12 protein-coding genes are annotated in these 12,941 nt (G+C 60.2%); 5 read left to right on the top strand and 7 right to left on the bottom strand.

The window, feature by feature from the left end:
• Positions 1-24 precede the first annotated feature (24 nt).
• Positions 25-582, top strand: a complete 558-nt coding sequence (gene recX, locus IM739_RS20500; RefSeq protein WP_237371653.1) for a recombination regulator RecX — start codon at positions 25-27, stop codon at positions 580-582.
• A 73-nt stretch (positions 583-655) separates the two neighbouring features.
• On the opposite strand, the gene IM739_RS20495 is transcribed toward recX, so the two are convergent.
• The 7 genes from IM739_RS20495 to IM739_RS20465 all read right to left on the bottom strand — a co-directional run bounded on the left by IM739_RS20495 (position 656) and on the right by IM739_RS20465 (position 8,205).
• Positions 656-1,417 carry a FadR/GntR family transcriptional regulator gene (locus IM739_RS20495; protein ID WP_237371652.1) on the bottom strand — a complete coding sequence of 254 codons (762 nt, stop codon included), beginning with the start codon at positions 1,415-1,417 and terminating at the stop codon, positions 656-658.
• A complete protein-coding gene (locus IM739_RS20490; RefSeq protein ID WP_237371651.1) occupies positions 1,404-2,510 on the bottom strand; it encodes a four-carbon acid sugar kinase family protein in 1,107 nt (368 codons plus the stop codon). The genes IM739_RS20495 and IM739_RS20490 overlap by 14 nt, the downstream gene beginning before the upstream one ends.
• Positions 2,507-3,499 (bottom strand): ABC transporter ATP-binding protein, encoded by a 993-nt coding sequence (locus IM739_RS20485; RefSeq protein WP_272911347.1) that lies wholly within the window; start codon positions 3,497-3,499, stop codon positions 2,507-2,509. Before IM739_RS20485 ends, IM739_RS20490 begins: the two co-directional genes overlap by 4 nt.
• Entirely contained in the window at positions 3,499-4,506 is a 1,008-nt protein-coding gene (locus IM739_RS20480; protein ID WP_442981161.1) for an ABC transporter ATP-binding protein, read from the bottom strand. Before IM739_RS20480 ends, IM739_RS20485 begins: the two co-directional genes overlap by 1 nt.
• Positions 4,503-5,465, bottom strand: coding sequence for an ABC transporter permease (locus IM739_RS20475; RefSeq protein ID WP_442981160.1), 963 nt, complete (start codon positions 5,463-5,465; stop codon positions 4,503-4,505). Before IM739_RS20475 ends, IM739_RS20480 begins: the two co-directional genes overlap by 4 nt.
• 1 nt (position 5,466) lies before the next feature.
• Positions 5,467-6,423: an ABC transporter permease gene (locus IM739_RS20470; protein WP_237371648.1), complete on the bottom strand. Its 957-nt coding sequence runs from the start codon at positions 6,421-6,423 to the stop codon at positions 5,467-5,469.
• 138 nt (positions 6,424-6,561) lie between these two features.
• Positions 6,562-8,205 (bottom strand): ABC transporter substrate-binding protein, encoded by a 1,644-nt coding sequence (locus IM739_RS20465; RefSeq protein ID WP_237371647.1) that lies wholly within the window; start codon positions 8,203-8,205, stop codon positions 6,562-6,564.
• A 294-nt stretch (positions 8,206-8,499) separates the two neighbouring features.
• Here IM739_RS20465 and IM739_RS20460 point away from each other — a divergent pair, with 294 nt between their 5' ends.
• The 4 genes from IM739_RS20460 (at position 8,500) to pdxA (ending at position 12,889) form a co-directional block, all read left to right on the top strand.
• Entirely contained in the window at positions 8,500-9,405 is a 906-nt protein-coding gene (locus tag IM739_RS20460; RefSeq protein WP_237371646.1) for a dihydrodipicolinate synthase family protein, read from the top strand.
• An 11-nt stretch (positions 9,406-9,416) separates the two neighbouring features.
• Complete coding sequence (locus tag IM739_RS20455) at positions 9,417-10,637, top strand: sialidase family protein (RefSeq protein ID WP_237371645.1); 1,221 nt, start codon at positions 9,417-9,419, stop codon at positions 10,635-10,637.
• Positions 10,638-10,742: 105 nt separating this feature from the next.
• On the top strand, positions 10,743-11,876 hold the full coding sequence (locus IM739_RS20450) for an iron-containing alcohol dehydrogenase (protein WP_237371644.1): 1,134 nt from the start codon (positions 10,743-10,745) through the stop codon (positions 11,874-11,876).
• A 29-nt stretch (positions 11,877-11,905) separates the two neighbouring features.
• Entirely contained in the window at positions 11,906-12,889 is a 984-nt protein-coding gene (pdxA, locus tag IM739_RS20445; protein WP_237371643.1) for a 4-hydroxythreonine-4-phosphate dehydrogenase PdxA, read from the top strand.
• Positions 12,890-12,941 lie beyond the last annotated feature (52 nt).

Genomic DNA, 12,941 nt, shown 5'->3' with positions numbered 1-12,941 from the left:
TTTATGGTTAGGCAGATTGGTTTGATGGATGCAGTAACAAGTGCGGCGGATGAAACGGAAGTGCCGACTGCCCGGATGCTGGCTTGGGCACGCAATTCCGCCGCCTACCGTCTGGCAAAGCGCATGATGACGGAACGCGAATTGTCCGATGCAATCATGCGCAAGGCCAGACAAAAGTTCGAGGGGATTTCTCAGGCACAGGTGGAGGCGCTCGGCTCCTTTGCCATTACGTTCGGTCGCAACATGAAGGTGCTCGACGACCAGGCCTATGCCGAGATCCGTTCGAATTCGGCCGCGCGCAGCGGCAAGTCCAAACGGGCAATTGCCCGCAAGCTCCAGGAGAAAGGCGTCGATCGTGAGATTGTCGCGACAGTTCTCGGGGAAGCGGACGACCTTAGAGCCGCGGTGGTACTGGCGCGCAAACGGGCCTTCGGCCCATTCCGCAAGACGGAGGCGGATGAAAAGCAGCGAACGAAGGAGTTTGCCTCTTTTGCACGCAACGGCTTCGGCTTCGAACTGGGCCGGCGCATCATGCAGATGGATCTCGATGAGGCCGAACAGATCCTCTACGGCGATCCCTGATCAAATAGGTTCGCCCGGTGAAGCCGGGTGAGGGAGATTGCCGTCAGGCGCTGGCGGATCGGCTAAGCTCCGCCTAGATCGAGAGATCGAGTGCACGGCCTTCAAACAGACGGTCGCGAGACCCTTCCAGATGTTTGAGCATGGCGCTTTTGGCGTCTTCGGCACGGCCTTCGGCAATGGCACGGTAAATCGTGTTGTGCTCCTCATATACCTTTTCGAGGCCAAGCTTCGGACCGAGTAGCGACAGTCCGTGCAAATGCATGCCCACGGCGATGTGCGCTTTCAGTGCGTCCAGCGAGGCTGTGTAATAGTGATTGTTCGCAGCTTCCGTGACCGCCCGGTGAAAGACGAAGTCGGCATCGGTGCGATGCAACTGATGACTTGTCGCTTCACGCAGCTCCGCAAGAGCCGCTGCAATTTTCTGGATTGCCGCCTCGTCGCGGCGTTTGGCGGCGAAATAGGCGGCTGCAGGTTCGATGGTCAGGCGAAATTCGTAGCATCGCTGGATATCGGCAATCGTCTTGACCGGAGAGTATGATAGTTGCGCCGATGACGATCCCTGGGCACTGACAAAGGTACCGGCGCCTTGGCGTGCATAGACGATGCCTTGTTCGCGCAGCCGTGCCAGAGCATCGCGCACGACGGGCCGCGACACGCCAAGCATCGACGACAATTCATGTTCGCCGGGAAGGCGGGAATCGGGTGGGTAATTGCCGGCGCGGATGCGCTCCATCAATTGATCAAACACGCGGTCGACAAGCTTTACCGGCTTGATCCGCTCCGGCTTTGGCGGTGTCACAGCTGTTTTGAGAACAGCGTCGCTAGCTTCGGCCAATGAAGGTCTCCTTGCTGTCCGTCGATTTCTGATCCGGCTTTGCCGGCAGCACCGCAACCAGGCTGTCGACGGTCCCGAATCCTCCCGATTTGACCGCGCAACGCAGCGACTTGCCGTTCTGCAACGTCACGTCGAACCAGGGAATTCCAGGTTCGACTTCTCCCATCGGGAAGAGCACATCTATGCCGAGTGCGGTGAGGACGGCAAGCGCCGTGTCGCCACCACCCATCATCAGCATCTCGACATTGCCAGCGGCTATCACGTCGCGCACGCCCTCGGCAAAACGCTTTGCGACCATCGCGCCATCGTCTTGGACGTTGCCGGTGCACCGCAGCAATGCAGGCAAGCGCAGTGGTGCGTCAAGTTCGCCAAGTTGACCATGGGGCGCATCCGCCAGGACTGCGAGCCGATCTTGCATATAAAGCTGGTGCATCTGCGAGACGGTGATCGGATCCCGTGAACCAAAGGCAAAGAGTGTCTGATCGGTGAGTGTCAGTAAAGCCGGCTGCGTGGAACCGCTTGCGCCTTTGCCGATCCTTTTTGCCAAAGCGAGGCCAAGGCCGCGTGCGCCGACGGCAAGCCCCGTTTGCCAGTCTTGCATATCGGCGATCCTGTCGAGGTCGGCAACGCTTTCGGCGTCACAGATCGTGACCGATGTCTGACCGAACAGCGCAGCGATCGATATCGGCTGATCGACACCGCGGCCGACGACATGGCCGTTGCGGGTCAGGCGCTGCTGGTCGGGAATGGCTGGGCAAATGACAATGCGGCGACGGCCAAGTGCATCGGCGACGGCCAGCGTTTCCACGGCCACATTGCCCTTGAGCCGGGAATCGATTTTCTTCATCACCAGATCTGGTGAATGGGCCTTCAGCCGGGCAGCGATATTGCCGACACGACTGGACGCCTCTTCGGGTGACAGTGCTCGTGACGCGGTGTTGACTACAAGCACGTCCGGCTTTGCCGCAACTGCCTTGTCCAGGCCCTCGCAACAGACGGCAACCGCGACTTTTAAACCGTTTTCGACAAATGGCGTCCCGGTATCCAGGGCACCCGTCAGATCATCGGCGAGGATCGCGGCCTTGAGCGTCATGCATGAACCTCGACAGGAACGGCGTGGCAGGCGACCTTGTGGCCCGGGCGGGCTTCGCGCCAAACCGGCACATCCGTGCGGCAGACATCCATGGCGATCGGGCAGCGGGTGTGGAAACGGCAGCCGGAAGGTGGATCGAGCGGGCTTGGCACATCGCCCTGCAGGATCTGGCGCTGGCGTGTCCGTTCATGGGCCGGATCAATTTCCGGCACGGCCGACAGAAGTGCCCGGGTATAGGGATGCAAGGGGTTGGTGAAAATCTCATCGCGTGGTGCAAGTTCGGCAAGGCGGCCGAGATACATCACGCCGACGCGGGTGGAGATATGGCGCACGACTGCGAGGTCATGCGCGATGAACAGGTAGGTCAGGCCGTATTTGTCCTGAAGATCGAGCAGAAGATTGATGATCTGCGCCTGGATCGATACGTCGAGCGCGGAAATTGCCTCGTCGCAAACAATGAACTTCGGCTGGCAGGCGAGTGCCCGGGCAATGACGACCCGCTGGCGTTGACCACCGGACAGTTCATGTGGATAGCGCTGGGCAAACCGGGTCGGCAGGCCGACGTCGGAGAGGAGTGAATCGAGCTTGTCCTTCAACTGTGCCTTGGTTGCCAGCTTGTGAAACAACATCGGTTCGCTGATCGCTTCGCCGACGGTCATGCGCGGATTGAGCGTCGAATAGGGGTCCTGAAAGACGATCTGCAGGTCGCGACGGAACGGACGCATCTGGTCTTCGTTCAGTTTTGATAGATCCTGGCCTTGGTACAGGATTTTACCGCTGGTTGCGCGGTAGAGATTGAGGATGGTGAAACCGGTCGTCGACTTGCCGCAACCGGATTCGCCGACAAGGCTGAGCGTCTCGCCCTGCATGATGTCGAGATCGATGTCGTCCAGGGCATGCACGGTCGCTTCGCGTTCGCCGAAGGCGCCGAGCCGCACATGGAAATGCTTGACCAGGTTCTCAATTCTGAGCAGCGGTTCGCCAGCCATCATGCGGCCTCCTTGGCAGTTTGGGCTGCGAAACAGGCAACGCGGTGGCCGTCTGTTTCATTGGCATATTCGAGACGCGGCACGCGTTCGCGGCAAATCGCCATGGCCTGCGGACAGCGGGGTGCAAAGGGGCAGCCGGCTGGTCTTCGACCTGGTTCTGGTGGCGTTCCGCCGATCGAGCTCAAACGGCTTGTGGCGGCATGGCCGATCTGCGGGATCGAGGCGAGCAGCCCTTGTGTATAGGGATGCAGCGGCTTGCTGTAGAGCGTGTCGACCGGCGCATCCTCGACGACTGTCCCGGCATAGAGCACGACGACGCGATCAGCGAGACCGGCAATCAGTGCCAAGTCATGCGTGATCCAGACGATCGACATGCCGAGCTTGGTGCGCAGATCCTTGACCAGGTCAACGATCTGGGCCTGGATGGTCACATCAAGGGCAGTCGTTGGCTCGTCGGCAATCAGCAGCTTCGGATTGCAGGCGAGGCCGATGGCGATCATCACCCGCTGGCGCATGCCGCCTGACAATTCGTGGGGAAAGGCCTGCAGGCGCTGTTCTGGACCCGGGATACCAACGAGGCGCAAGAGTTCGATGGCGCGGGTTCGAGCCTCATGCTTGTTCATGCCGCTGTGGTAGCGCAACGGCTCGCAGATCTGGTCGCCGATGCGCATGACCGGATTTAGCGAGGTCATGGGATCCTGGAAGACAAAACCGATATCGCCGCCGCGAACCTTGCGCAGTTCCCTGTTCGACATGGTCTGCAGATCGCGGCCGTCGAACATGGCGGTGCCTTTCGTGACCTTGATCTTGTTCGGCAGCAACCGCATCAGGGAAAGCATTGTCAGGCTCTTGCCACAACCGGATTCCCCGACCACGCCCAGCGTTTCTCCGCGGTTCACATGCAGGTCGATGCCGTCGACCACGGTCGCGGGACCATTGCGGCCGTCTATGTCAATCGTCAGGCCACGAACATCAAGAAGGGGGATCATGCTTTTGAGATCCGTCATTTGTTGCCTCGCGGATTGAGTGCGTCGTTCAAGCCGTCACCGAGAAAGCTGAAAGCGACGGATGCCAGACCGAGAACTGCGGCGGGGGCCGCCAGAAGATGCGGATAATGCTGCCAGACGCGAAGACCATCGGAGATCATGTTGCCCCAGCTGGGTGTGGGAGGGTTCACGCCGACGCCGAGGAAGGAAAAGGCGCTTTCGAGCACCATCGCGGTGCCGAGGCCGGCGCTGACCGAGACGATCAACGGACCGAGCGAGTTCGGAACGATATAGCGCCGTATGATGATCCAGTTGGTCAGGCCGAGCGCCTGGGCGGCCGTTACGTAAGGACGCGAGCGGATCGACAGGACCTGGGCACGGACCAGGCGCGCATAGGGCGGCCAGGAGATCAGTGCCATGGAGCCGAAGACGAGGAGGAAATCGATCCAGACCGTTTCACGGTAGAACGGATTGAGCGTCGCCATGTAGCGGCTTTCCATCCATGTCGCGATCGGTGTCTTGAGCGAGGCATTGATGACGACAACGAGCAGGAGGTTGGGCACGGACATGGTCATGTCTGTGAGCCACATGATGATCCGGTCCCAGGCACCGCCGAAGAAACCGGCGATGGCACCGAGCGTGACCCCGATCAGGACCGCAATGAACGTAACGACGACGGCAACCAGGAAGGCTGTTCGCGTGCCATAGACGACGCGGCTGAAGACGTCACGCCCCAGATCATCGGTGCCGAACAGATGGGAGAACGAAGGCGCGAGGTTCCGGCCCTCGAGGCTCTGGCTCAGATAGTCGTAAGGGGTCAGCAGCGGACCGAAGATCGCGGTGAACGCAAGCAGCATCACGATGGCAAGTCCGAAGACGGCAAGCTTGTTGCGTTTCAGCCGGAACCAGGCGTCGCGCCAGAGGCTGACGCTGGGTTCATCGTGAGACTGGACAAGCGGCGGGGCCGAAATGGTCGACATGTCAGCGGCTCCTCTTGGTATCGTGGGCGCGGGGGTCGAGCATCGGATACAGCACGTCGACCAGAAGATTGGAGATCATCACCAGGAAGGAACCGATCAGGGTGATGGCAAGAATTACCGGATAGTCGGAGTTGATCAGTGCCTGCACGGTCAGACGGCCAAGGCCGGGAAGGCCGAAGACGAGTTCGACGAAGATCGCCCCGTTGACGATGGTGATCATGATCAGGCCGAGCTGCGTGACGACCGGCGTCAGGACGGGACGCAGGATATGGCGGATCGCAACGATCACTTCAGGAACGCCCTTGGCTCGGGCGGTTCGAACGAAATCTTCCGACAGGACTTCGATCACTGCGGCACGCGTCTGGCGTACGATCAGCGCAATCGGCTGGAACGACAGGACCAGCAGGGGAAGCAGGATGCGTACATCGAAGATGCCGCCCCATCCGTAAGGCACATCCGCACCGGGGAAGAGCACGATCAGGCCGACCATGAGGAGGGGCCCCGCCACATAGGCCGGGATTGCCCAGAGAAACAGCGCCGTGCCGAGAATGATATAGTCGAGGCGGGAATTCTGCTTGAGCGCCGCGATCATGCCGAGCGGGATGGCGACGATGGCGGTCAGCGCGATCGAACAGAGGGCCAACTTGAAGGAAACAGGGGCCGCCGCCGATACCATGGCCCAGACAGAGCGGCCGGAGGTCAGAGAATTGCCGAACTTGCCCTGCAGCAGATTGAGCACATAACCGGCAAACTGTTCGAGAAATGGCCGGTTGAGACCTGCACTTTCGCGAATGGCCTCGATCTTGGCCGGGTTATAGGCGACATCGCCGGGCGCCCTCAGAAAGATCAGCTTGATTGGATCGCCGGCGCCATAGAAGGCCAGGGCATAGACTGCCAGCATGACCAGCAGCACGGACGGGATCCAGATGGCGAAACGCGTGAGCACGTAGCGAAGCAACGGTGCCTCCCACCTCTTGTTCGGGTCTCATCGCCAACAGCCAAGGCCGCGGCCGCCCTTTACTCCTCCAGAATGCACCGGGGCCTGACGGCCCCGGCACGCGTCGAATGTGTCGCTGACAGCGGTCCGCCAGAACCGTCAGCCGATGGAAATCTCCCAAGGGGCAACAACCTGCCAGTCGAGGTTCTTGTCGATGCCCTTGACCTCTGCGACGGCCCAGCGCGACATGGTTTGAGCATACCAGGGGATAAAGGCCCAATCCTCGCGGAAGGCTTTCTGGGCTTCCTGTGCAAGGGCGACACGCTGCGGGTCGTCAGCAGCCTTGGAGGCCGCTTCCTTAAGCAGGCTGTCGACCTTGTCATTCTTGTAGCCCCCCATCTTGTTCTGCGCATTCGACGAGGTCGAGGCGATCGAACCGGCGAGATAGGAGACGGCATCGGGAACCCGGGTGCCGACGTCATCGCGGAAGATCTGCACCGCGTTCTGGTCAGGACCGGCATAGGCATCCTGCTGCGGCTTCATGTCGACGGCCGTGATGCCGAGGTTCTGTCGCCATTGCTCGGCGATGTACTGGGCGGCAGCCTCGATGGCCGGACCCGATACACCGACAAACAGAAGTTTGGGCAGACGCTCCGGCCCGCCATAGCTGGATTCGGACAAAAGCTTCTTGGCAGCCTCGGGATCATAGGGGAAAGGCTCGAAACCGGAATTGTCCGCACCGGGAACCGAGTTCAGGACCTGATCCGTCTTCTTGTGCGGGCCGTCCGGATAGGAAGCCTTGATCAACCCTTCGCGGTCGACGGCCATGATCAGCGCCTGGCGCACCTTCGGGTCGTCCATCGGCGCACGTGCGGTGTTGAACCAGAAATGCTGGCTTGTCGGAATGGTCGGGCCGGACGAGAAGTCCGCGCCCAGATCCTTGATGATCGTCGAGGTGATCAGTTCGGTATGAGCGTTGTATTCGCCGGAATTCAACAGCGATGTCGCCGTGACATTGTCTTCGATCGATGACAGCTCGATGCGGGTCAGTTTCGGTTTCGGCCCGAAGAAATTCTCGTTCGGCTCAAAGGCAAGTGTGCCGGCGTCGAGATCGATCTCGACCAGCTTGAATGGTCCTGAATAGACTGTGTCATTGGCCGGCATATACCAGTCTGCGACTTCCTCGCCATCTTCGCCGCGTACCTGAGATGCCTTGGCAATCGGAACGATGTGATTGGCGAGACGCATGAAGAAGATCGGATCGACGTCCGAAAGCGTGACGACAACGGTGCCTTCGTCCGGTGTGGCAACACCGGACAGTTCCTTGACCGTGCCGCCGGTCAGATCGGCAAAGCCGGCGATCTTCGACAGGACCTGATCGGCGCGCTGGTTCTTGGTATTGGGCATGGCTGCCACATTCCACGATGCCTGTACGTCCGCCGAAGTGATCTTGCTGCCGTCGGAGAAGGTTGCCTTTGGATCAAGCTTGAAGGTCCAGACCTTGTTGTCCGCGGTTTCCCAGCTCGTGAAGACATAAGGATTGATCTTCCCGTCGCCGTCGAAATACATCGGCGATGCCCACCACAGGGAATTCCACCGGAAGGGCGGTCCACCGCCACGCAGGGGCGACCAGTCCTGGCTGAAGGTCGGATGGGCGATCTTGAGGATCTGCTCTCCCGCTGCCTGGACGATCTTTGCACTGACGCCCAGAAGCGTGAAGCTCACGCCGGCTGCTAGGCCCAGTTTCAATGCCTCGCGACGCGACAGACCCGCGCCGAGTGTTCCAACGTTACCGTCAGTCATTCCGTCTCCTCCCTTTGATCTCCCATCACCGGCAGCCTCCTCCGAGGGGCAAGGCCGTTCGAGCCATCGCCGGGATGGCAGAGACTGCGACGTTATTGTAAATATGTCAATCATCAACCTCATTTTCTTGTGGGCATTTTCAGAATACGAGAAAAAAGGCATTTTAAAACAACAATATAGATCTCAGCCGAACTTTATGCCTGGAAACTGTTGTTGACAAATTTTTCCAATCAACGCTTTTTAAGGCGCGCCGATTGCGGATCGGCGCCTGTTTTTCGCCGGAGGAGGGCGGAGATGAAGGCTCACAAGATTACCGGCGTATTTTGCGCGGCGACCACCCCGATTACTGAGCAGGGTGAGCCGGATTTCGCCCGGTTCACCCGCCATTGCCAACGGTTGCTCGCGGAGGGGTGTCATGGGGTCGCCTTGCTCGGCACGACAGGCGAGGCGAACTCCTTCTCGATGCGCGAGCGTTTCGCCATTCTTGAATCGACTTTGAAGGCCGGCGTGCCGGCTGACGCCCTTTTGCCGGGCACAGGCGTCGTCGCCTCATCCGATACGGTTGAGTTGACAAGACATGCACTGTCAAATGGCGTGCGCAAGGTGGTGATGTTGCCGCCCTTCTACTACAAGGGCGTTTCGGACGATGGACTGTTTGCTGCCTATGCCCGGATCATCGAGGCTGTCGCCAATCCGGACCTGCAGGTCATCCTCTATCACATCCCACAGGTTTCCGGTGTTCCGCTCGGCCAGGACCTGATCGGCAGACTGGTGGAAGCCTTTCCAGAACAAATCGTCGGCATCAAGGATTCTGCAGGCGATTTCAATAACATGCAGGCGCTGGTTGACGCATTTCCGGGCTTTTCGGTGCTCGCCGGAGCCGATCCGTTGTTGCTGCCGCTGCTGAAAGCAGGTGGGGCTGGCTGCATTACGGCGACGTCGAATCTCGTCGCCGGGTCACTGCGAACGATCTATGATAAGGTGGCGGAACCTGGCGAGACCGGCGCGATCGAGGCGGCGCAGGCGCGGATCAACGCTTACCGCACGCTTTCCAATTCCTATGTGCAGATCCCGACGATCAAGGCGATGGTCGAGCTGAAAACCGGAGAATCAGGCTGGCGGCGGACGCGGGCACCCCTGATGCCGCTGTCCGATGTCGACTTTGCAAGTCTCTCCAAGAGTTTCAACGCTTTGCCGTGAGGATGGATGCTATGTCCGCATTGAACCAGCCGACAGAACTGGCGCCCGAAGATGTCCCGGCCCGCATGACCGGCCTGTTGACCGCGCATCCCCATCACGAGGGTTGGCAGGAGGCGTTCCTCGTCTCGCCAACGGTACAAAATCACGCCGCGAACCTGGCATTTCTTGCCGATGGTACCCTGATCTGCGTCTGGTTCGGCGGAACCATGGAAGGCATGGGCGACATATCGATTTACATGTCGCGCCTGGCGCCCGGTTCGACCGCCTGGTCCGTTCCGGAAAAAATGACCGAGGACGCCACAAAGTCTGAACAAAACCCTATAGTTTTCAATGCACCAGATGGCAAGATCTGGTTGATTTACACGTCCCAGGTTTCTGGCAATCAGGATGGAGCAGTTGTAAAATGTCGGATCTCTTCGGATGGCGGCAAGCACTTCGGTGAGCCGCGCATTCTGTGCGATCTGCCCGGCACGTTCGTGCGCCAGCCGGTGATCGTGAATGCCGCTGGAGATTGGCTGCTGCCGGTCTTTCTTTGCCGCTCGCTGCCCGGCCAACGCTGGACCGGCGATGCCGATACGGCGGGTGTGCTTGTGTCTGAAGATGATGGGAAAAGCTGGAGCCTGACCGAGGTTCCAGACAGCTACGGTGCCGTCCATATGAACATCGTGCCCCGAGGCGACGGGCGGATGACCGCATTCTTCCGCAACCGGTATGCGGGGCAGGTCCTGCACAGCTGGTCCGACGACGACGGCCGCAACTGGAGTCCGCCGCAACCGACCGTGTTGCCGAACAACAATTCCTCGATCCAGGCGGTCGATCTGAAGAATGGTGCCATTGCAATCGTCTACAATCATTCAAACGCCGCCAGCTCCGACCAGCGACGACTTTCGCTCTATGACGAGATCGAAGGCGAGGCGGGGGAAGAGGCGGTAGGCGAACAGGCGGAACCGGCCACAGGCGGCGCCTATGATGGCCCGCGTGCGGTGTGGGGCGTTCCTCGCGCACCATTGTCGCTTGCCTTCTCCTATGACGACGGCGTGAGTTTCCTTGAGCATGTAGATCTCGACACGGGAGACGGCTACTGCCTGAGCAACAATTCGCAGCAGTCGCTCAATCGCGAGTTTTCCTACCCGTCGGTTGTCGAGGGTCCGGATGGCACGCTGCATGTGGCCTACACCTATTTCCGCCGCGCAATCAAATATGTCCGCATCCCTTCCGGCAAAGAGACCTGAGGTCCGGCGGGTAGCGGCTGGGCGACCATTGCGGCCGCTCATCACGTAGTAACAACTTTACAAATCGGAAGCGCTTGTAAGCGGTCTTCCGGGGAGGAATGTTCGATGGCAAGCCTTGAAGCGCCGATCACAATCGTTCGTCCGCATTTGATCGAATTCGGCGTGGGAACAGCGGGCAAGCTTGGAAAATGGGCCGCAGATAAAGGCTTTGCCCGCATATTGGTGATTTCCGATGCGTTTAATGCGGGCCGCGTCGATGCGCTCGAGTTGCCGGGGCACGTTGCGGTCTTCGGCGAGGTGAAGCCCGAACCGGACACAGACAATCTGGACAAGGTGCTGGCGGCCGCAAACGCTGCTGACGCCCAGCTGATCGTCGGTTTTGGTGGCGGCAGCGCCATGGATCTGGCCAAGCTGGCTGCAGTCCTGGTCGGTTCGTCTCAGAGCCTTCGCGATGTGGTCGGCCCGAACAAGGTCGAAGGGCCACGCCGCGTCGCGCTGGCGCAGGTGCCGACCACCGCTGGAACCGGCAGCGAGGCAGGTATTCGCGCATTGGTGACCGACCCGGCGACAAAGGCAAAGCTCGCGGTGGAAAGTCTGCATATGCTGGCCGATATCGCGGTAATCGATCCTGCTTTCACATTCAGCGTTCCGCCAAAGGTGACGGCGGCGACCGGTGTCGATGCCATGGCGCATTGTGTCGAGGCCTTCACCAACCGCAAGGCGCACCCGGCGATCGATCTCTATGCGCAGGAAGGGACGAGGCTTGTCGGCCGATATCTTGCCCGCGCCGTGCGTGACGGGGCCGATGCGGAAGCCCGCTCCGGCCTGGCGCTTGCATCGCTCTATGGCGGGTTCTGTCTCGGACCGGTCAATACGGCTGGCGGCCATGCGCTTGCCTACCCGCTCGGAACCCGTTGGCATGTGCCGCATGGGGCGGCCAACGCATTGATTTTCCCGCATGTCCTTGCTTTCAACACGCCGACCGTCCCGGTGAAAACGCAGGCCGTCATGCAGGCGCTCGGATATGAGGGCAAAACTGAGGTCGGCGAGGTCTTTGATGCGGCTTACGCCTTCTGTGCCGACCTTGGCATCGAAATGAGCCTGTCGGGTCTGGGCGTGGACGCAGACGATCTTGCGACCATGGCGAGCGATGCCTTTGCAATCCGCCGCCTGCTCGACAACAATCCGCGCGACCTCAGCCAGGCCGACATTTTGACAATCTACCAGGCTGCCTACTGAGCCGAAGTTTTGAAGAAGGAAGCATGATCATGGCGCGCAACCCGAAAGTGGCAGTGACGCTCGGCGACCCTGCCGGTGTCGGCCCTGAAGTCATCGTCAAGGCATTGGCGAGCATGACGCCCGAGGAGCGCCGCGACTTCGTCATCGTCGGCAATATCGAAGCGCTGGAGCGTGCCGACAAGGCGACCGGCGCCGGTCTCAGATATGGTTTGGAGCCGGCTGGCATTGCGGATGCGGTTGCCGTGGACGAAGTGTCGCTCGATGCGCCGCTACCGGAGATCGGCAAGGTCAGTCCGGTCGCCGGCGAAGCCTCGGTTCGCTATATCACGCGGGCCGTCGATCTTGCGATGAGCGGTCGTGCCGATGTCATCGTCACGGCACCGATCAACAAGGAAGCGATGAACCTTGCCGGGCATCATCATGACGGTCACACGGGCCTGCTTGCCCATCTGACGGGGTCAAAAAGCTCCTTCATGCTGCTCGCCTCGGAACGGCTTAACACCATCCATGTGTCGACCCATATCTCGCTGAAGGGTGCGATCGAACGGGCAACGACCGCGCGTGTTCTGGCTACCATCGAGGCAGGACACAGGCATTTCCTGCGGCTCGGCAAGAAGGCGCGCATTGCGGTCGCCGGGCTCAATCCGCATTGCGGTGAAAACGGGCTTTTTGGCACGGAAGACACGGAATTCCTGGCGCCTGCCGTAGAGCTTGCCAAGGCACAGGGTATCGATGTCGTCGGGCCGATCTCCGCCGATACAGTCTTTGCCCGCGCCTATAACGGCGCCTTCGATCTGGTGATCGCCCAGTATCACGACCAGGGTCATATCCCGATCAAGCTCGTCGCCTTCGAGACCGCCGTCAATGTTTCGCTTGGACTGCCGATCGACCGCGTGTCGGTCGATCATGGCACGGCCTTCGATATTGCCGGAACCGGCAAGGCCAATCACATCAATATGCTGTCGGCGATCGCCTATGCGCGGCTGATGGCGCGCGCGCCGCGTCCGGCGTAAAGTCGGACGGAGGGCTAACGTTGCATGAAACGCCCGGCAATCAGCGGATAGA

Source organism: Rhizobium sp. SL42, assembly GCF_021729845.1.
GTDB lineage: Bacteria > Pseudomonadota > Alphaproteobacteria > Rhizobiales > Rhizobiaceae > Allorhizobium.
Note: the sequence above shows the minus strand (reverse complement) of the source record. Positions and strands in the feature narration are given on the sequence as shown.

Coding starts and splice junctions, on each gene's coding strand:
- IM739_RS20485 (WP_272911347.1), bottom strand. CDS start 3,499: ATGGCTGGCGAACCGCTGCTCAGAATTGAGAACCTGGTCAAGCATTTC.
- IM739_RS20490 (WP_237371651.1), bottom strand. CDS start 2,510: ATGACGCTCAAGGCCGCGATCCTCGCCGATGATCTGACGGGTGCCCTG.
- recX (WP_237371653.1), top strand. CDS start 25: ATGGATGCAGTAACAAGTGCGGCGGATGAAACGGAAGTGCCGACTGCC.
- IM739_RS20475 (WP_442981160.1), bottom strand. CDS start 5,465: ATGTCGACCATTTCGGCCCCGCCGCTTGTCCAGTCTCACGATGAACCC.
- IM739_RS20450 (WP_237371644.1), top strand. CDS start 10,743: ATGGCAAGCCTTGAAGCGCCGATCACAATCGTTCGTCCGCATTTGATC.
- IM739_RS20460 (WP_237371646.1), top strand. CDS start 8,500: ATGAAGGCTCACAAGATTACCGGCGTATTTTGCGCGGCGACCACCCCG.
- IM739_RS20480 (WP_442981161.1), bottom strand. CDS start 4,506: ATGACGGATCTCAAAAGCATGATCCCCCTTCTTGATGTTCGTGGCCTG.
- IM739_RS20455 (WP_237371645.1), top strand. CDS start 9,417: ATGTCCGCATTGAACCAGCCGACAGAACTGGCGCCCGAAGATGTCCCG.
- pdxA (WP_237371643.1), top strand. CDS start 11,906: ATGGCGCGCAACCCGAAAGTGGCAGTGACGCTCGGCGACCCTGCCGGT.
- IM739_RS20465 (WP_237371647.1), bottom strand. CDS start 8,205: ATGACTGACGGTAACGTTGGAACACTCGGCGCGGGTCTGTCGCGTCGC.